The sequence below is a fragment of the Streptococcus sp. Marseille-P7375 genome (genome assembly GCF_902460365.1).
GTDB classification, from domain to species: domain Bacteria; phylum Bacillota; class Bacilli; order Lactobacillales; family Streptococcaceae; genus Streptococcus; species Streptococcus cristatus_I.
This window is the reverse complement of record NZ_CABPTR010000001.1, coordinates 786,569-804,488: the sequence shown is the minus strand read 5'-3', so window position 1 is coordinate 804,488 and position 17,920 is coordinate 786,569. Positions and strand designations below refer to the sequence as shown.

Here is a 17,920-nt window from a genome sequence, read left to right as displayed (position 1 = left end):
ATGATAGAAACAGAGAAAAAAACAGAGCGTGTCTTTTTGGTCGGTGTGGAACTACCAGACACGGAGAATTTTGACCTATCCATGGAGGAATTGCAAAGTCTAGCTAAGACTGCAGGAGCTGAGGTAGTGGGTTCCTATAGCCAGAAGCGGGAAAAGTATGATAGCAAGACCTTTGTCGGATCTGGCAAGTTAGAAGAAATCCGGCAGATGGTTGATGCCGAAGAGATTTCGACCGTCATTGTCAATAACCGTCTGACACCTCGCCAAAATGTCAATCTGGAGGAAAGCTTGGGAGTCAAGGTCATTGACCGTATGCAGCTGATTTTGGATATTTTTGCCATGAGGGCTAGGAGTCATGAGGGCAAGCTGCAAGTGCATCTGGCCCAGCTCAAATACCTGCTGCCTCGCTTGGTTGGGCAGGGTATTATGCTTAGCCGTCAGGCAGGTGGCATTGGCTCTCGTGGGCCTGGTGAGAGCCAGCTGGAGCTCAATCGACGCAGTGTCCGCAATCAGATTCATGATATTGAGCGCCAGCTCAAGGCTGTCGAGAAAAATCGGGCTACCGTTCGTGAAAAACGGCTGGAATCCAGTATTTTCAAAATCGGTCTCATCGGTTATACCAATGCTGGAAAATCTACGATCATGAACTGCTTGACCAGCAAGAGCCAGTATGAGGCAGACGAACTCTTTGCGACGCTGGATGCTACGACCAAGAACATCAACCTCAGTGGCCAGCTCAATGTCACGCTGACGGACACGGTTGGCTTCATTCAGGATTTGCCGACAGAGCTGGTATCCAGCTTTAAATCCACTCTGGAAGAGAGTAAAAATGTCGATTTGCTAGTCCATGTTATTGACGCCAGCGACCCTCATCATGAGGAGCACGAAAAGACTGTCCTCGACATCATGAAGGAGCTGGATATGCTGGATATTCCCCGGCTGACTCTCTATAACAAAGCAGACAAGGCAGAGGATTTCACCCCGACCCTGACTCCTTATTCTTTGATTTCGGCTAAGGCGGACAATAGCAGAGCTCTTTTGCAGCAAGTCCTGCTGGAGCGGATGAAAGAGTTATTTTTGCCTTTTACCATCAAGGTAGCTCCAGCTAAGGCCTACAAGATTCATGATTTAGAGAAAGTCGCAATTATCGGACATCGAGAATACATAGACGATGTCGAAGCTATTTCAGGCTGGATTGCCGAGAAAAACAAATGGAAACTGGAAGAATTTTATGACTGATTATATAGATTTGGCCCTCAAATACGGCGGTTTTACTAGCCTAGATAGGGTCTACTTAGAGCAATTATTGGCTGGCCTGACAGAGGAGCAGAAGCGTAGCTTTATCACACCGCCGCCCAGCGTTATCAATGCTTACTTCGCTGAGCTTTATCAAAAGAAAAGTCCGGAAGCCGCAACAGCCTATTTTCTAGAAATTACGCAAGCGCTGGACTTGTGGAATCCTGAGCCCAACTTTCTAGAAACTAAACCTTTTGTCCGACTCAATCTTTCTGGCAAGTCCTATGGATTTTGCTATGAGAGCGAGAAAGTCGGCTTGGTATTCCCTGAAAAGCCAGAGCCGGTAACAGCTGACCTGCTCTTTGAAATCGCGCAAGTCTTTCCACAGTACTTGGTCTACGAAGAAGATGAGAGAATAAAAATGGTACCTCTCAAAGCTGAGTCTCAAGTTGTGGACAGTCAGGCGCTGACTGCTTTGACTGATTGGCAGCAGCTGGCGGATGGCAGCCAGAGAGTTCTGGGCTACAATCAAGATGAAGTCAGTCAGCTGGCTCAGTCCTATGCTGGCAGAAAATACTATCACTCGCAGAATCGCTCTGCCATGATTTATATCATTTAGAAAGAAAAACATGCAATTACAATTTTTAGGAACTGGAGCCGGTCAGCCGTCCAAGGCTCGCAATGTGTCTAGTCTTGTCCTCAAGCTTTTGGAGGAAATCAATGAGGTCTGGATGTTTGACTGCGGTGAAGGCACCCAGAATCAAATCTTGGAAACTACCATCAAACCTCGTAAGATTTCAAAGATTTTCATCACGCACCTGCACGGCGACCACATTTTCGGTTTGCCGGGTTTCCTCTCTAGCCGAGCTTTTCAGGCTAATGAAGAGCAGACGGATTTGGAAATTTATGGACCAGTCGGTATCAAAAGCTTTGTGATGACAAGCTTGCGCGTGTCTGGTTCTCGCCTGCCTTATCGGATTGATTTTCATGAGTTTGATGAAAACAGTCTGGGTAAGATTCTGGAGACGGACAAGTTCACTGTTTATGCGGATAAGCTAGATCATACGATTTTCTGCGTGGGTTATCGGGTGATGCAGAAAGATCTGGAAGGAACGCTGGATGCGGACAAGCTGCGTGAGGCGGGCGTTCCTTTTGGTCCTCTCTTTGGAAAAGTCAAGAATGGTCAGGACATCGTCCTAGAAGATGGTACCAAAATCATCGCAGCCGATTATATCTCAGCTCCTCGTCCGGGTAAGACCATTACCATTTTGGGTGACACTAGAAAGACTGACTCAAGTGTTCGCTTGGCTGTGGCAGCAGATGTGCTGGTTCATGAAGCGACCTATGGCAAGGGAGATGAAAAGATGGCCCGCAAGCATGGTCATTCTACCAATATGCAGGCTGCGGAAGTGGCTAAGGAAGCCGGTGTCAAACACCTCCTGCTCAATCATGTCAGCGCTCGCTTCTTATCGAAAGACATTAGCCAAATGCGTCGTGATGCCAGTGCTGTCTTTGAAAATGTCCATGTAGTCAAGGACCTGGAAGAAGTTGAGTTATAATTTTTCATTTTTAGGACAGTTTCGTTGAGAGGAAAATAGGATGGCAGTTGAAAATCGTTTATTCGATAAAGCTGATTGGTATTTTGAGGATGCATTAACCAACTATCTTTATAGCTACCAATTACAAAATGAGGAATTGACACAAGATGATTACCGAGAGATTCATCGTTAGGCTGCGAATCATATTGGCTTTTTCGTTACTTGGCTCATCCAGTATGATGCAAAGGAAATGATGAGTCCTGATGAAGAAACATCACTCTAGAGTGTCAAAGACGAGCAAACTTTGGGAGTCGATTATGTTCTAGACTGGTGTGATGGAAAATTGGGAACAATGGATGTCAAAAAGGACTTTCAGGCTTTTGTGAACAATTATTATGAACATCAGTACATGAAGGATTATTCCGAATTTGTAGTCAATGACTTGTACGACCTACCTTTGGAATTTTTAGGTAGCTGGGAGGATTATCATCTTTTTGCTCCGGTCATTGATCAAGCTTATGCTGACTATTTAGCTGGAAAAAGATTTCATTAAATTAACAACACGAAAGGCAGAACAATGCGCACCATCATCATCACAGGGGCCAGCGGTGGGCTGGCTCAGGAAATGGTTCGGCTCTTGCCCCATGACCGACTGATTTTGGTCGGACGGAGCAAGGCTAAGCTGGAAAAACTATATGGAGAAAAAGAAAATCTTGATCTAGTAGAGCTGGATATCACAGATAGCTCAGCTTTGGAAAGCTTTGCTGAGCGGATTGACAACCAATACGGCCAAGTCGATGTCCTAGTTAATAACGCTGGCTATGGAATTTTTGAAGAATTTGACAAAATCAGCTCAAATGATATCGAGGCCATGTTTGAGGTCAATACCTTTGCCCTGATGAACCTGTCCCGTATCTTTGGGGCTCGCATGAAGCGGGCAGGCCGAGGCCATATCGTTAATATCGTTAGTATGGCCGGTCTCATTGCCAGTAGCAAGTCTAGTCTTTACTCAGCAACCAAGTTTGCTGCTATAGGTTTTTCCAACGCCCTGCGTTTGGAGCTTCTGCCTTTTGGAGTCTATGTTACGACAGTTAATCCAGGGCCTATCAAAACAGCATTTTTCGATCAGGCAGATCCTGGTGGTTCCTATGTGAAAGCAGTGGACAAATATATGCTTGAGCCTGACTTCGTAGCAGGCAAAATTGTCAAATCTTTTGGCAAAAAGAAGCGGGAAATGAATTTACCTGGGATTCTCAATCTTGCCCACAAGCTCTATACCCTTTTTCCAAGAATTGCTGACAAGATGGCAGCCAATATGTTTAACTATAAGTGAGGTTTTATGACAGCTAATCTACAAGCCTACAAAGCTCATCTGCAAGCGCCTTGGGGTAAGCTTCAGTATGATATTGTTTTTGCCTTTCTTGAGTCGCTGAAGAGCCAGAAAATTCTTGATTTTGGTAGCGGTTTTGGACTTGTGGCTGATTTTTTAGCAGAAAAGAACCAAGTGACCGCCATCGAGCCGAACTCAGAAATGATTGCTGAGCGCAAGCAGGACTTTTATTATGAGCAATTGCAAGGCAGCTTGGACCTTCTGCAAAAATTGTCAGACCAGTCTTTTGATGTCATCATCTGCCATAATGTTTTAGAGTATGTGTCTGAGCCAGCTCTTTATTTTGCAGAATTTTCCCGTCTCTTAAAAAAGGACGGCAAAATTTCTCTGGTTAAGCATCACGAGGTCGGGCGTATTATGCATACGGTGGTTTTTGAAAATGACCCAGAGAAGGCTCAGCAGCTTTTGGCGGGTCAGGAATATCAAACCCACAGTATGGGAGCTGCAAGGATCTATCAGGTTCAGGAAGTGATTTCAGATTTGCCATTAGAAGTTGAGGATTATCAAGGAGTACGGATTTTTTACGGCTTACAGGCTAATGAATATAAAACTGCCCCTGACTGGGCTGAAAAGATGCTTGAAATGGAGCTAGCAGTCTGCAACCAATCTCCTTACCGGGATATCGCTGCCTTTCAGCATGTTTGGCTGAGCAAGCACTAAATCTATCTATTAAGCACATCTTCCTAGGGAGAGTATTTATGGCAGAAAGAAATGTAAGAGAGTCAGAGCAGCCGGTCAACTATGCCATGCTCAGTTTATTTCAGTATCTGGCTTCAATTTTGGTAATTTTGGTGCATTGTCAGCGACTTTTTGAAAATGAAGTCTTACATTTTACTCAGAAAAGCATGTTTGGTCGCATGGCAGTGCCCTTTTTTCTGATTTCATCAGCTTTTATGCTAAAATCCAGCTTGGCTAAGAAGCAGGATATGAAGCTGTACGTTAAACGTATTTTGAAGCAGTATCTTTTGTGGAGCGGGATTTATGTTCCTTATGCTTTGGCCTATTTTTGGACCTTGCCAGTTCAAAAACATTACGCTCCATTAGCCTTATTGGCTGGGCTTTTGTATATCGGCTTATGTTATCAACTTTGGTACATTCCCGCCTTTCTCTTGGGCCTTTTACTTGTTCACTATGTTTATAGAAAATGGGGTGCTAGAAAGACGGGGATTTTTTTGCTCCTGCTTTATGTAATGGGCTCGATCGAGACATACTACGCTTATTTCTCAAATAGCTGGTTTACCCAGTCATTTGATGTCTATGCTAAAGTTTTCTTCACCACCCGAAACGGTATTTTCTATACTCCCATTTTTATTTATTTGGGCTATCTTCTTTATGATTATCAGCAGTCTAGCATTTTTAGGAAAGATTATGGGAAAAAGCTATTTTTATCCGGTCTTCTATTGTTGCTAGATGGGTGGATTGTTTTTATCCATCAGGGGATTGACAAAAACTTCTTCTTGGCTTTGCCTCTCTTTGCTTTATTTCTGGTGAATTGGATTTTGCGTACAAGAATTGGTCAAAACTGGCATCTGTATCACCTTAAAGAATTGAGCGTTTTATATTTCTTTTTGCATCCGATTTTTATAGAATCCTCTTTTTATCTGCTCCAGAAGACCGATTTTGCCAAATGGCAGCAGGGAAGAATTGTCTTTTTGCTAACCTTGCTCTTGACCCATCTAAGTGCAGAAGTCATTTTATTAGCTCGGAAGCGCTTGTTCTTGAAGCAAAGACTGACAAAGGGAATGGGATGACGAATGAGAGCTAGTAAGTCGGATCTGCCGATCGGAGAAGCCCTAGCTGGTAAGCAAAAATCCAGTAAAATTGCCCTTGCTCAAATTTTAATCGAGTGAGGAAGTAAAACATAAAGTGATGGAACAGAAGAAATATTCCGTGTCTTTTTCTTCTGTTCTGTCGCTTTTTCATGTTATAATATTCAGACAAGATTGAACGGAGAAAGTGTTTCACTCATCATGATTAGCTCAAAATACGACTGGCAGTTTGCCACAAATTTTACAGACGAAAAATTTTTAAAAAAGGCTAAGAAAGCTGGGCTAGAACCCGCAGCTGCCAGTCTTCTTTATCAAAGAGGTGTGCAGACTGAAGAGGCCTTACAGAAATTTTTGGAGCCTAGTTTAGACCAGCTTCACGACCCTTATGATCTGCATGATATGGAGCGGGCAGTGGAGCGCATTCGTGCAGCGATTGAGAATTATGAGCAGATTCTGATCTATGGTGATTATGACGCTGATGGCATGACCTCGGCATCTATTGTCAAGGAAGCCTTGGAGCAGCTGGGGGCTGAGTGTCAGGTCTATCTGCCCAATCGCTTTACGGACGGCTATGGTCCTAATAGCAGTGTTTACAAGTATTTTATTGAAAATCAAGGCATCTCGCTCATTATTACAGTGGATAATGGAGTGGCGGGCCTTGAAGCTATCGAACTGGCCCAGTCTCTGGGCGTAGATGTCATCGTGACGGATCACCACTCTATGCCTGAGGAGCTGCCAAACGCCTATGCAATCGTCCATCCGGAACATAGCGGAGCGGATTACCCTTTCAAGCATCTAGCTGGTTGTGGGGTGGCTTTTAAGCTGGCAACAGCCTTGCTGGAAGAAGTCCAAGTCGAACTTTTGGACTTAGTAGCCATTGGCACCATTGCCGATATGGTCAGTCTGACGGGGGAGAATCGGAACTTGGTCAAATACGGCCTTTCCGTCCTCAAAAACACCCAGCGGGTGGGTCTTCAGGAACTCTTTAAAATCGCTGGTATTCAGCCAGATGAATTGGACGAAGAAACGGTTGGCTTCCAGCTTGCCCCCCGACTCAATGCACTGGGACGGCTGGATGATCCAAATCCAGCAGTTGAGCTTTTGACAGGCTTTGACGATGAAGAAGCTCGTGACATTGCGCTCATGATCAACCAGAAAAATGACGAGCGCAAGGAAATCGTCCAGCAGATTTATGACGAAGCCAAAACCATGCTGGACGCTAGCAGACCAGTGCAGGTGCTAGCCAAGGAAGGTTGGAACCCTGGTGTGCTAGGAATTGTCGCTGGGCGCTTGCTGGAAGAGCTGCACCAGCCAGTCATAGTGCTTAATATCGAGGATGGCATCGCTAAGGGCAGCGCTCGCAGTATTGAAGCGGTCAATATTTTTGAGGCCTTGGACAGCCACCGTGATCTCTTTGTAGCTTTTGGCGGCCATGCTGGAGCAGCTGGAATGACTCTCGAAGCAGACAAGCTGGCGGAGCTTGCTGATATCCTGACAGCCTACATCTTAGACAATGATTTGGATTTGACTGGCAAAACAGCCCTGTATTTAGATGAGGAGCTACATCTGCCAGAACTGACCCTTGATACACTCAAAAGCTTCGAAAAACTGGCGCCTTTTGGTATGGACAATAAGAAGCCGCTTTTTTACCTCAAGGATTTTAAAGTGGACAATGCTCGGACTATGGGGGCTGGCAATGGCCATCTCAAGCTGAAAATTTCTCAGAAAGATGCATCTTTTGAAGTAGTAGCTTTTGGGCAAGGAAACCTGGCAACAGAGTTTGCCCAAACCAAGAATCTGGAGCTAGCTGTCAGCCTCTCTGTCAATAAATGGAACGGCCAGACCAGTCTCCAGCTTATGCTGGTAGATGCCCGTGTGGACGGCATTCAGCTTTTCAATATTCGTGGCAAAAATGCGACACTGCCTGACAAAGTTCCAGTCTTGCGTTTTACAGAGGAGTTGCCAGATTTGACAAATAGCAGAGCAGTTGTGGTTTATGACCTGCCCGATGACTTGCAGGTCTTGAAGAAGATTCTTCAGTCTCAAGATTTCGAAGCGATTTACTTTAAGAATGAGATTACCAAACCTTACTATCTGACCGGTTATGGTACTCGTGAGCAATTTGCTAAACTCTACAAGACCATCTACCAGTTCCCTGAGTTTGACGTTCGCTATAAACTTAAAGAGTTGGCGGCTTACCTGAAAATCGACCCGATTCTCTTGGTCAAAATGATTCAGATTTTTGAAGAGCTGGGCTTTGTCAGCATCACCGAAGGCGTCATGACGGTCAATAAGGAAGCTGAAAAGAAAGAAATTGATAGCAGTCACATTTACCAAGACCTCAAGCGTCTAGTCAAAGAGCAAGAACTCATGGCACTGGGCACTGTGCAGGAGATTTATGATTATTTGATGGACAAATAAGGGAAAACCCTCTATTTTCTAAACATTTCATATCTAAAAAAATTTGAAAGACTGATAGAGCCTTTTTAAATAAAACATGGTATAATAGAGAGTAAAAAATTTTTTGAAAGAAAGAATATTATGAATTTAAAAGATTATATTGCAACTATTGAAAACTACCCAACGGAAGGGATTCTCTTCCGCGATATCAGCCCTTTGATGGCTGATGGGAATGCCTATAGCTACGCTGTACGTGAAATTGTACAGTATGCGACTGACAAGGAAATCGACATGATCGTCGGTCCAGAAGCGCGTGGCTTTATCGTAGGCTGTCCAGTTGCCTTTGAATTAGGAGTTGGTTTTGCTCCTGTCCGTAAGCCAGGAAAGCTTCCACGTGAAGTTATCTCAGCAGACTATGAAAAAGAGTATGGTGTAGATACTTTGACCATGCATGCGGATGCAATCAAACCTGGTCAACGCGTTCTGATTGTCGATGACCTTCTTGCGACTGGTGGAACTGTTAAGGCAACCATTGAGATGATTGAGCGCCTTGGCGGAGTTGTTGCTGGTTGTGCCTTCCTCATCGAGTTGGATGAGCTCAAAGGTCGCGAAGCAATCGGCGATTATGACTACAAAGTATTGATGCACTACTAAAGATATAGCTTATTACTATATCTAGTTAGAGAAAAAGTATAATTGAAACTATATCTCCTTTGAGTATAATAGGTATATTAAACAAAAGGAGATATTTTTATGCCTATCAAGATTGATAAGAAGCTTCCCGCAGTTGAAATTTTAAGCTCTGAGAATATCTTTGTCATGGATGATGACCGGGCAGATCATCAGGATATCCGCCCCTTGAATATCTTGATACTCAATCTTATGCCCCAGAAAATGGTGACGGAAACTCAGATTTTACGTCATTTGGCCAACACGCCCTTGCAGCTGACCATTGAGTTTCTTTATATGACTTCTCATACGTCAAAGACTACTCAAGTGGAACATATGCGGACCTTTTACAAGACTTTTGATGAGGTCAAACATCGTTTCTTTGATGGCTTGATTATCACAGGAGCGCCAGTAGAGCATCTGCCCTTTGAGGCAGTAGACTATTGGGAGGAATTCCAGCAGGTGATTGAATGGTCCAAGACTCATGTCTTTTCGACTTTACATATCTGTTGGGGAGCACAGGCTGGCCTTTATGCCCGCTATGGCGTAGATAAGCACCAGATGGAAGAGAAACTTTCGGGTGTTTACGAGCAGTCGGCTCCAAGCAATAATCTACTTTTTAGAGGTTTTGATGATGAATTTATCACGCCTCATTCAAGGCATACTGAGGTACTGAAAGAAGATATTCTGAATCTGACCAATCTAGAAATTCTCTCTGAGGGAGAAAAGACTGGCTTGTCTGTTTTGGCGAGCCGAGACTTGCGAGAGGTGTATAGCTTCGGTCATATGGAGTACGACCGTGATACCCTTGCCAAGGAGTATTTCCGTGACTTGGAAGCGGGCAAGGATCCTCATATTCCTGAGAATTACTTCAAGAATGATGATGTAAATACGACTCCTTGTCTGCGCTGGAGTTTGGCGGCAGCTCTCTTTTTCAGTAATTGGGTCAATTATGCAGTCTATCAAGAAACGCCATTTGATTGGCAAAGTCCAGAGAATGATGCATCCTTCTTTGCTTATTTATAAAGAGGTACTATGACTTATTTAGCAGCTTACAAAAATGGCAACTTGGTTCTTCCAAGTGCCCTCTTTTTGCATTTTAAAGACATTTTTGATTCCAGTGATGATTTTTTGGTCTGGCAGTTTTTCTATCTGCAAAATACCACCTCATTGGAGGAGTTTGCGCCTAGTCAGATTGCGGAGCATATTGGCAAGACCTTGTCCGAGGTCAATCGTTCCATGTCCCATCTGACGGAAAAAGGCTTGCTCCAGTACAGAACCATCGAACTGAATGGGGAAATTGAAGCGATTTTTGATGCTTCGCCAGCCTTAGAAAAGCTAGACGAGATTCTAGGCACTTCCAGTCCTACAGGGGCAAGGCCAGCGTCTGATGGCAATCTTCTCAAGGAACTGGTTGAAACCTTCCAGCAAGAGCTGGGTCGTCTTTTGACTCCATTTGAAATTGAGGATTTGACCAAGACCATTAAGGACGATCAAACCAATCCAGACCTGGTCAAGGCTGCTTTACGCGAAGCGGTTTTCAATGGCAAGACCAATTGGAAATATATTCAGGCTATCTTGCGTAATTGGCGGCGGGAAGGCATTACAACCCAAGCTCAGGTAGAAGCCAAACGGGCGGAGCGTGAAGCAAGTAATCCACAGAATGTAACGGTTTCGGATGATTTCCTCAAGGCCATGAATTTGTGGAAGGACTGAATTTACTAGATTAACAGTGGCCTGTTAGATACGACAGGCCCTTGGTTTTATAAAAAAAGGAGAAAAGTATGACCTATCAATTACCAAAAGTCTGGTCCGCTGCGGACAGCGACCAAGGAAAATTTTCAGGTATCAATCAGCCTACTGCGGGCGCGCGTTTTGAACAAAACCTTCCTGTCGGTAAAGAGCCCTTTCAGCTTTATTCACTTGGGACTCCAAATGGCGTTAAGGTGACGATTATGCTAGAGGAACTGCTGGCAGCAGGGGTGACAGAGGCGGCCTATAACCTCTATAAGATCAGCATCATGGATGGCGACCAGTTTGGCTCAGATTTTGTGAAAATCAATCCCAACTCTAAGATTCCGGCCTTGTTAGATCAGTCAGCTGATAAGCCTATTCGTGTCTTCGAGTCAGCCAATATCCTACTTTATCTAGCAGAGAAGTTCGGAAAGCTGATTCCGTCAGACTTGGCTGGTCGAACTGAGGTGCTCAACTGGCTCTTCTGGCAGACAGGTGCGGCGCCTTTCTTGGGTGGCGGATTTGGTCATTTCTTTAACTATGCTCCAGAAAAGCTAGAATACCCGATCAACCGCTTTACGATGGAAGCCAAGCGACAGCTGGATTTACTGGACAAAGAATTAGCCAAGAAAGCTTATATCGCTGGAGATGACTACAGTATTGCTGATATTGCTATCTGGTCTTGGTATGGTCAGTTGGTGCAAGATAAGATCTATACTGGAGCAGCGGAGTTCTTGGATGTTGCATCTTACAAACATCTAGTTGCCTGGGCGGAGAAGATTGCGGCTCGTCCGGCAGTCCAGCGTGGTTTAGCTGCCGAGTATCAAGAAATCAAATAAAAAGTGACAAGTGGCGAAACAGAATCAGTTTATTAACAGGCTGATTTTTCCTCCGCTGCTTTTTTTATACCCTTAAAAATGATATACTGAATAGAAGAATGTATAGAAAAGAGTAAGCAATGCAAAAAAAGACGATTTCCCAACGCTTGGAGCGAGTGGCTGCTTTTGTACCAAATGGAGCAAAGCTGCTGGATGTCGGGAGCGATCATGCCTATCTGCCTATTTACCTGATTCAGGAGGGACGGATTGAGAAGGCTTTGGCCGGAGAAGTGGTAGAGGGGCCTTTTCGGTCTGCCCAGAAAAATGTGGCAGAGCATGGGCTGACGGAGCAGATTGAGGTTCGCTTGGCCAATGGTTTGGCGGCTTTTGAAGCGGAAGATCAGATTGACACCATCGTCATCGCTGGCATGGGTGGTCGCTTGATTTCAGAGATTTTGGAAAATGGCAGAGCTAAGCTTGCGTCTATTTCCTACTTGATTTTGCAGCCCAATAACCGAGAGGATGAGCTCCGCAGCTGGCTGGTATCCAACGGCTTTCGTTTGCTGGCTGAGGATATCTTAGAAGAGGCTGGAAAGTTTTATGAAATCCTAGTGGCAGAAGCCGGCCAGCAAACATTGACAGAGCAAGAAAACCGCTTTGGTCCTTTCCTGTTAGAGCAGCAATCGCTAGTTTTTCGGAAAAAATGGCAGAAAGAACTGAAGAAATTCGAAGAAGCTCTAGCCCACATCCCAGAAAAGAATGAGCTAGAACGCTCTGCTATGTCCCAAAAAATCGAAAGTATCAAGGAGGTACTCCATGTTAGCAAGTGAAATCATCGCCCGTTATGAAGCCTATTGCCCGCAAGAACTGTCCATGGAGGGCGACATTTCAGGCCTGCAAATCGGTACTTTGGACAAAGAAGTGGACAAGGTTCTAGTGGCACTGGATATTCGCGAGCAGACGGTGGCGGAGGTTATTGAGGCTGGTGCTGGACTGATTATCGTTAAGCATGCGCCTATTTTTCGCCCGCTCAAGGACCTAGTGGCGGATAAGGCGCAAAATCAAATGATTTTAGACCTCATCAAGCATGATATTGCTGTCTATGTCAGCCATACCAATATTGATGTTGTAGAGGACGGGCTCAATGACTGGTTCTGCCAGTTTTTAGAGATTGAGGAGACAAGTTTTCTCAGTCAGACGGGGCCAGAACATGGTATTGGCCGCGTGGGGAAGATTGCTCCTCAGACCTTTGGGGACTTTGCGTCTAAGGTCAAGGAAACTTTTGGCCTAGATAGTTTGCGTCTGGTCGCTTATGAAGAAGCGGATCTCGAACGCGTGATTGAGCGTGTGGCTATCTGTGGCGGCAGCGGTCAGTCCTTTTATCCGGAGGCTATTGCCAAGGGAGCGCAGGTCTACATAACTGGTGATATTTACTATCACACTGCTCAGGAAATGCTGACAGAAGGGCTTTTGGCGCTGGATCCTGGACACCATATCGAGGTTCTTTTTACGGAAAAATTGAAAGAAAAGCTTGATACTTGGAAGGCAGAAGAAGGATGGGAGATTGAGATTCTGGCTAGTCAGGCTTCGACCAATCCTTTCCGACATATTTGAGAGGGAGCGACATGAAAAAAGTAGCAGTGATTGGAGCTGGGATTGTTGGCTCAACAGCCGCTTACTATCTGTCCAAATACCCAGATGTGGAAGTGACTGTCTTTGATGACGGCAAGGGGCAGGCAACCAAGGCAGCAGCTGGTATTATCAGTCCTTGGTTTTCCAAGCGTCGCAATAAGGCTTGGTACAGGATGGCGCGTCTGGGCGCTGATTTTTATCAGCACTTGATTGAGGATTTGAAAGCGGCTGGAATCCAGACAGACTTTTACCAACAGACAGGTGTTTATATGCTGAAAAAGGATGAAAGCAAGCTGCAGGAACTTTATGATTTAGCTGCTAATCGTCGGGAAGAGTCGCCCTTAATAGGGGACTTGAGTCTTCTCAGCCGTCAGGAAGCTCAGGAGAAATTTCCAGACTTGCAAGGCTTTGAGCGGCTTCTCTATGCTTCCGGCGGGGCTCGTGTGGAGGGAGCACTCTTGACGGAGACGCTTCTGAAAGCTAGCAAGGCTGAGTTGGTTGAGAAAAAGGTAAGTCTGGCAGTAGATGGGGAGCAAGTTCTTGTGGACGGACGCAGCTTTAACTGTGTTATCTTAGCTGTGGGGGCTTGGCTGGGAGAAATCTTGCAGCCGCTAGGCTATGTGACAGATGTTCGGCCGCAAAAGGGACAGCTACGTGATTTTAAGCTGGCTGAAAAGACAGATGACTACCCTGTTATGATGCCTGAGGGCGAGCTGGATATCATTCCTTTTCTAGCAGGTAAGGTCAGCGTCGGTGCTAGCCATGAAAATGATCAGGGCTTTGATTTGACGGTCGATAAGATGGTGCTGGATCAGTTGCAGCAAGAAGCGGAAACTTATTTGCCAAGGCTGTCTAAAGCGGAGATTTTAGGCGAGCGCGTGGGAACGCGGGCATATACCAGCGACTTTTCTCCTTTCTTTGGCGCTGTGCCAGACTTGCCGCATGTTTACGCTGCCAGTGGATTAGGTTCTTCTGGTCTGACAACTGGCCCACTCATCGGACGCCAATTAGCTCAGATAGCTTTAGGAGAAGCAGGACTGCTAGATCAATCTGACTATCCTATTGGACGGTACGTGGAGAAGAAGATACTTAAGGAAAACAAATGATTATAATATTCCTCATTTTACTTTTACTAGTAATATCAATATCAATTTCAATCCCACTTATTCTATTTACTAGACACAAAAGTCGTTCTCAACATCCTCTTATTGCTCAAAATAATGGAGGAAATCAGGAACTAGCAAAGAATACAAAAAAGAAAATAGGCTTTGGTGTTTTGGGCTGTTTCCTATCTAGTGTGGCGATCGTTTTTCTCATGGCTCTTGTCTCTATGTTTCTGAATTTCATAGATATATGGGGAGTTTTTGTACGAGTGCCGAAATATGAAATGGTACAAGCTGTTCAGCGCTCTTATGAGAAGAGCGGTTTTGAAGGAACGGTCAGAGTTTTAGATGCTAATAAAAACTATACCTCTTTTGCTGGTTATTTAATCAGTGCTGAGTATTCTGAGGAAATTGAGGGGAAAACGGTTAAGATCGGTGACCGAATTGAGTATTACACCTCTCGGGATGAGAAATATGGAAAAACGGATATTGACCTACAGCTTGAAAAGGGAGATGCGATTTATCAAGTTTTTCCTAGTATCGCTTATACGGGACTTGAGCTGAGTCCGGGTTTTAGTGAAACTTTACAGACTGTAAAAGATAGCTTTACAAGGGCGGATAAGAAGAAACTATATCTAGAATCCCTTGATTTTATGATAGATAAGGATGCGCCACATATTGATGTATACGAGGCTCTTATAAAAAAGAATCGGGCAGAAGGCCAGCCTTTGCAGGGCTTATATCCAATTCCTATTTCTGACATGTTGGAAAAAGAGGCTCTTGCCATTGAAATGAAGGTAATTTTGAACGTGGAGCAAGATGATGGATCTATCATTAGTATTGGCCAAGACCAGAAGAATGATGATAAAATCAAGCAGATTTTACAAGAGCAGCTAGATTTCACGAAGCTACCGAATGCACGCTATCTTATGGTCATTAGTGTCGGGAAACATAGTAAGTCTTCTGGATTTGGTAAATACGAGGTCATTGTTCAAAATCATCAGATCGTTCGATTTTCTATCCAAAATAAACACTATTAGCTTGGAATAAATTTTTTAGGAGCTTGTTTTCATTACAGCTTGTTGTTGTGCAAGCGTCATGATTGCGCTTTTCTTAAAGTTACTAGTTCCATGTGGAGAAGGTTTGATATGACAGAAACTATTTTGAATTGGGTCAATGTTTGTGTAAAAAAAGATGATGAAATTTTACTGCTTAATCGCCAGCATGATAACTTTAAAGGGTGGATACAACCAGGCGGGAAGGTGGAGTTTCCAGAATCTTTTTTCGAAGCTGCAAGGCGCGAATTAAAAGAAGAAACGGGGCTGACTGCTCTAAACTTGGAATTGAAGGGAATTTCAGGTTTCACTAATCCGAGTAAAAAAGAACGGTATGTGTATTACGATTTTCTTTGTACTGCCTTTAAGGGGCAAGTCAGGGGAAACGATCATGAAGGGGAGCCAAAATGGTGGAAGATTTCGGAACTTGAACAAATAGATATGCAGGACGACATACGTGAACGTTTGCCTCTCTACTGGCGGAAAGGCTCTTTCGAGCGGATTCATTACTGGAATGAGGAAAAACACTGTATCGGCGAAACCAAGACGATTTTGTATGATTGATTTCAGAGGATAAGGAGAAGTTATGGACTGGTTACGATCGCAGCCTCTGGTTATGCAGGCATTCTTGGCTAGGCTTTTTACATGGGGATGTACCATTGTGGGCTCGGCTGTTGTATTTTTCTTTAAAAAGGTCAGTCGTAAGTTGCTGGATATTATGATGGGCTTTGCGGCAGGAGCTATGATTTTCGTGGTGGTAGAGGAGCTGATACCGGATTCGCAGACCAATGGCAATACTGATCTGGCGACTTTAGGTCTCATGGTGGGCTTTGTTCTCATGATGGTCTTAGATGTGGCTTTGGGTTGATATCGACTTGGAATCAAAGAGCGGAAGAAAGCGGAATTTCCGCTCTTTTTCTTTTATTTAAGAGTAGTGAAAAGGATGACATCCGCTTTCAAAAATGGTAGAATAAGGAGAACACATTAAGAGAGGAAACTCATATGAAAGGTATTATTCTTGCAGGTGGTTCTGGTACACGTTTGTATCCATTGACCCGCGCTGCGTCAAAACAGCTCATGCCGGTTTATGACAAACCCATGATTTATTATCCACTGTCAACTCTTATGCTGGCTGGTATCAAGGACATCTTGATTATCTCCACTCCGACGGATCTGCCTCGTTTTGAGGATTTGCTGGGTGATGGCTCTGAGTTTGGCATCAAGCTCTCTTATGCTGAGCAGCCAAGTCCGGACGGGCTGGCACAAGCCTTTATCATTGGGGCTGATTTCGTTGGAGATGACCGCGTGGCGCTGATTCTTGGGGATAATATTTACCATGGACCAGGTCTGAGTAAAATGCTCCAAAATGCTGCTGCTAAGGAAAAAGGAGCAACTGTTTTTGGCTACCATGTCAAGGACCCAGAACGTTTTGGTGTTGTAGAATTTGATGAAGATATGAATGCTATCTCCATCGAAGAAAAACCAGAACAGCCGCGCTCTAACTATGCAGTGACAGGACTCTATTTCTACGATAACGATGTCGTAGAAATTGCCAAGAACATCAAACCAAGCCCTCGCGGGGAGTTAGAAATTACAGATGTTAACAAGGCTTACTTGGATCGTGGTGACTTGTCTGTTGAGCTTATGGGACGTGGTTTTGCCTGGTTGGATACAGGAACTCACGAAAGTCTCTTAGAAGCAGCACAATATATTGAAACGGTTCAGCGTATGCAGAACGTGCAAGTGGCAAATCTGGAAGAAATTGCCTACCGCATGGGTTATATCACTAAAGAGCAAGTGCATGAATTGGCGCAGCCGTTGAAGAAGAATGAATACGGACAATACTTGCTCCGTTTGATTGGAGAAGCATAAGAAGATGACAGAACAATTTTTTGATAAGGAATTAGCAGCGCGTGAGGTTCCCGGAATTCCTGGAATGTTAGAATTTGATATTCCTGTTCGCGGGGACAACCGAGGCTGGTTTAAGGAAAATTTCCAAAAGGAAAAAATGCTGCCGCTAGGCTTCCCTGAAAGCTTCTTTGCAGAAGGAAAACTACAAAATAATGTCAGCTTTTCTCGTAAAAATGTCCTGCGTGGCCTTCATGCTGAGCCTTGGGACAAGTACATCTCAGTTGCAGATGACGGCAAGGTGCTGGGATCTTGGGTAGACCTGCGTGAAGGTGAGACCTTTGGCAATACCTACCAGACAGTAATTGATGCCAGCAAGGGGATTTTTGTGCCACGTGGCGTCGCCAACGGTTTCCAAGTCCTTTCTGACACGGTTTCCTATAGCTATCTTGTGAATGACTATTGGGCTTTGGAACTCAAACCTAAGTATGCCTTTGTCAACTATGCAGACCCAGCTTTAGGCATCCAGTGGGAAAATCTAGAAGCAGCAGAAGTCTCAGAAGCAGACAAGAACCATCCATTACTCAAGGATGTCAAACCTTTAAGAAAAGAAGATTTGTAAAAAAGAATTCTTTTCTGATTCATTAATTGATACTGAAATATATGATTTAGCCAGCTCTAATCCGAGCGAAGCGAATTAAAGAAATGATTGCCGCTGTGGTGTAAGT

General features: G+C 44.4%; 20 protein-coding genes and 1 pseudogene. All 21 read left to right on the top strand.

Going from position 1 to position 17,920, the window contains the following annotated elements:
- The 21 genes and pseudogenes from hflX to FZ954_RS04055 all read left to right on the top strand — a co-directional run bounded on the left by hflX (position 1) and on the right by FZ954_RS04055 (position 17,814).
- Positions 1–1,239: a GTPase HflX gene (hflX, locus tag FZ954_RS04155; RefSeq protein ID WP_148877344.1), complete on the top strand. Its 1,239-nt coding sequence runs from the start codon at positions 1–3 to the stop codon at positions 1,237–1,239.
- On the top strand, positions 1,232–1,855 hold the full coding sequence (locus FZ954_RS04150; protein ID WP_187423322.1) for a cystathionine beta-lyase: 624 nt from the start codon (positions 1,232–1,234) through the stop codon (positions 1,853–1,855). The genes hflX and FZ954_RS04150 overlap by 8 nt, the downstream gene beginning before the upstream one ends.
- A 10-nt stretch (positions 1,856–1,865) precedes the next feature.
- Positions 1,866–2,795: a ribonuclease Z gene (rnz, locus tag FZ954_RS04145; RefSeq protein WP_148877340.1), complete on the top strand. Its 930-nt coding sequence runs from the start codon at positions 1,866–1,868 to the stop codon at positions 2,793–2,795.
- A 40-nt stretch (positions 2,796–2,835) separates the two neighbouring features.
- Entirely contained in the window at positions 2,836–2,967 is a 132-nt protein-coding gene (locus FZ954_RS11905; protein ID WP_262366222.1) for a hypothetical protein, read from the top strand.
- Between the two features lie 111 nt (positions 2,968–3,078).
- On the top strand, positions 3,079–3,327 hold the full coding sequence (locus tag FZ954_RS11900) for a 7,8-dihydro-8-oxoguanine-triphosphatase (RefSeq protein ID WP_262366221.1): 249 nt from the start codon (positions 3,079–3,081) through the stop codon (positions 3,325–3,327).
- Positions 3,328–3,351: 24 nt separating this feature from the next.
- On the top strand, positions 3,352–4,107 hold the full coding sequence (locus FZ954_RS04135) for an SDR family oxidoreductase (RefSeq protein ID WP_148877338.1): 756 nt from the start codon (positions 3,352–3,354) through the stop codon (positions 4,105–4,107).
- A gap of 6 nt (positions 4,108–4,113) precedes the next feature.
- On the top strand, positions 4,114–4,824 hold the full coding sequence (locus FZ954_RS04130; RefSeq protein WP_148877336.1) for a class I SAM-dependent methyltransferase: 711 nt from the start codon (positions 4,114–4,116) through the stop codon (positions 4,822–4,824).
- A gap of 38 nt (positions 4,825–4,862) precedes the next feature.
- On the top strand, positions 4,863–5,915 hold the full coding sequence (locus tag FZ954_RS04125) for an acyltransferase (protein WP_148877333.1): 1,053 nt from the start codon (positions 4,863–4,865) through the stop codon (positions 5,913–5,915).
- A gap of 219 nt (positions 5,916–6,134) precedes the next feature.
- Positions 6,135–8,354, top strand: a complete 2,220-nt coding sequence (gene recJ, locus FZ954_RS04120; RefSeq protein ID WP_148877331.1) for a single-stranded-DNA-specific exonuclease RecJ — start codon at positions 6,135–6,137, stop codon at positions 8,352–8,354.
- 120 nt (positions 8,355–8,474) lie between these two features.
- Positions 8,475–8,987: an adenine phosphoribosyltransferase gene (locus tag FZ954_RS04115; protein ID WP_005590499.1), complete on the top strand. Its 513-nt coding sequence runs from the start codon at positions 8,475–8,477 to the stop codon at positions 8,985–8,987.
- Positions 8,988–9,086: 99 nt separating this feature from the next.
- The gene (metA, locus tag FZ954_RS04110) at positions 9,087–10,028 is read left to right on the top strand and encodes a homoserine O-succinyltransferase (RefSeq protein WP_148877329.1); all 942 of its coding nucleotides are present in this window, start codon (positions 9,087–9,089) and stop codon (positions 10,026–10,028) included.
- Between the two features lie 9 nt (positions 10,029–10,037).
- Complete coding sequence (locus FZ954_RS04105) at positions 10,038–10,718, top strand: DnaD domain-containing protein (RefSeq protein WP_148877327.1); 681 nt, start codon at positions 10,038–10,040, stop codon at positions 10,716–10,718.
- A 68-nt stretch (positions 10,719–10,786) separates the two neighbouring features.
- Positions 10,787–11,575 (top strand): glutathione-dependent disulfide-bond oxidoreductase, encoded by a 789-nt coding sequence (gene yghU / locus FZ954_RS04100; RefSeq protein WP_148877325.1) that lies wholly within the window; start codon positions 10,787–10,789, stop codon positions 11,573–11,575.
- 119 nt (positions 11,576–11,694) lie between these two features.
- Positions 11,695–12,384: a tRNA (adenine(22)-N(1))-methyltransferase TrmK gene (locus FZ954_RS04095; protein WP_148877323.1), complete on the top strand. Its 690-nt coding sequence runs from the start codon at positions 11,695–11,697 to the stop codon at positions 12,382–12,384.
- On the top strand, positions 12,371–13,168 hold the full coding sequence (locus FZ954_RS04090) for a Nif3-like dinuclear metal center hexameric protein (RefSeq protein WP_148877320.1): 798 nt from the start codon (positions 12,371–12,373) through the stop codon (positions 13,166–13,168). The genes FZ954_RS04095 and FZ954_RS04090 overlap by 14 nt, the downstream gene beginning before the upstream one ends.
- A gap of 11 nt (positions 13,169–13,179) precedes the next feature.
- Complete coding sequence (locus FZ954_RS04085; protein ID WP_148877318.1) at positions 13,180–14,292, top strand: FAD-binding oxidoreductase; 1,113 nt, start codon at positions 13,180–13,182, stop codon at positions 14,290–14,292.
- A complete protein-coding gene (locus tag FZ954_RS04080) occupies positions 14,289–15,329 on the top strand; it encodes a hypothetical protein (RefSeq protein WP_148877316.1) in 1,041 nt (346 codons plus the stop codon). The genes FZ954_RS04085 and FZ954_RS04080 overlap by 4 nt, the downstream gene beginning before the upstream one ends.
- A gap of 108 nt (positions 15,330–15,437) precedes the next feature.
- Complete coding sequence (locus FZ954_RS04075) at positions 15,438–15,908, top strand: 8-oxo-dGTP diphosphatase (RefSeq protein ID WP_148877314.1); 471 nt, start codon at positions 15,438–15,440, stop codon at positions 15,906–15,908.
- A gap of 22 nt (positions 15,909–15,930) precedes the next feature.
- A pseudogene (locus tag FZ954_RS12155) lies at positions 15,931–16,093 on the top strand (ZIP family metal transporter); the annotation flags it as partial.
- 253 nt (positions 16,094–16,346) lie between these two features.
- Positions 16,347–17,216, top strand: coding sequence for a glucose-1-phosphate thymidylyltransferase RfbA (rfbA, locus tag FZ954_RS04060; RefSeq protein WP_045499704.1), 870 nt, complete (start codon positions 16,347–16,349; stop codon positions 17,214–17,216).
- A 4-nt stretch (positions 17,217–17,220) separates the two neighbouring features.
- Positions 17,221–17,814, top strand: coding sequence for a dTDP-4-dehydrorhamnose 3,5-epimerase family protein (locus FZ954_RS04055; protein WP_015605114.1), 594 nt, complete (start codon positions 17,221–17,223; stop codon positions 17,812–17,814).
- Positions 17,815–17,920: the final 106 nt, after the last annotated feature.

Excerpts from the sequence above, each read along its gene's own strand:
- FZ954_RS11905 (WP_262366222.1), top strand. The coding sequence starts at position 2,836 with ATGGCAGTTGAAAATCGTTTATTCGATAAAGCTGATTGGTATTTTGAG.
- FZ954_RS04125 (WP_148877333.1), top strand. The coding sequence starts at position 4,863 with ATGGCAGAAAGAAATGTAAGAGAGTCAGAGCAGCCGGTCAACTATGCC.
- FZ954_RS04135 (WP_148877338.1), top strand. The coding sequence starts at position 3,352 with ATGCGCACCATCATCATCACAGGGGCCAGCGGTGGGCTGGCTCAGGAA.
- metA (WP_148877329.1), top strand. The coding sequence starts at position 9,087 with ATGCCTATCAAGATTGATAAGAAGCTTCCCGCAGTTGAAATTTTAAGC.
- FZ954_RS04105 (WP_148877327.1), top strand. The coding sequence starts at position 10,038 with ATGACTTATTTAGCAGCTTACAAAAATGGCAACTTGGTTCTTCCAAGT.
- FZ954_RS04130 (WP_148877336.1), top strand. The coding sequence starts at position 4,114 with ATGACAGCTAATCTACAAGCCTACAAAGCTCATCTGCAAGCGCCTTGG.
- FZ954_RS04150 (WP_187423322.1), top strand. The coding sequence starts at position 1,232 with ATGACTGATTATATAGATTTGGCCCTCAAATACGGCGGTTTTACTAGC.
- FZ954_RS04055 (WP_015605114.1), top strand. The coding sequence starts at position 17,221 with ATGACAGAACAATTTTTTGATAAGGAATTAGCAGCGCGTGAGGTTCCC.
- rnz (WP_148877340.1), top strand. The coding sequence starts at position 1,866 with ATGCAATTACAATTTTTAGGAACTGGAGCCGGTCAGCCGTCCAAGGCT.
- rfbA (WP_045499704.1), top strand. The coding sequence starts at position 16,347 with ATGAAAGGTATTATTCTTGCAGGTGGTTCTGGTACACGTTTGTATCCA.
- hflX (WP_148877344.1), top strand. The coding sequence starts at position 1 with ATGATAGAAACAGAGAAAAAAACAGAGCGTGTCTTTTTGGTCGGTGTG.
- FZ954_RS04080 (WP_148877316.1), top strand. The coding sequence starts at position 14,289 with ATGATTATAATATTCCTCATTTTACTTTTACTAGTAATATCAATATCA.
- yghU (WP_148877325.1), top strand. The coding sequence starts at position 10,787 with ATGACCTATCAATTACCAAAAGTCTGGTCCGCTGCGGACAGCGACCAA.
- FZ954_RS04075 (WP_148877314.1), top strand. The coding sequence starts at position 15,438 with ATGACAGAAACTATTTTGAATTGGGTCAATGTTTGTGTAAAAAAAGAT.
- FZ954_RS04115 (WP_005590499.1), top strand. The coding sequence starts at position 8,475 with ATGAATTTAAAAGATTATATTGCAACTATTGAAAACTACCCAACGGAA.
- FZ954_RS04085 (WP_148877318.1), top strand. The coding sequence starts at position 13,180 with ATGAAAAAAGTAGCAGTGATTGGAGCTGGGATTGTTGGCTCAACAGCC.
- recJ (WP_148877331.1), top strand. The coding sequence starts at position 6,135 with ATGATTAGCTCAAAATACGACTGGCAGTTTGCCACAAATTTTACAGAC.
- FZ954_RS04090 (WP_148877320.1), top strand. The coding sequence starts at position 12,371 with ATGTTAGCAAGTGAAATCATCGCCCGTTATGAAGCCTATTGCCCGCAA.
- FZ954_RS04095 (WP_148877323.1), top strand. The coding sequence starts at position 11,695 with ATGCAAAAAAAGACGATTTCCCAACGCTTGGAGCGAGTGGCTGCTTTT.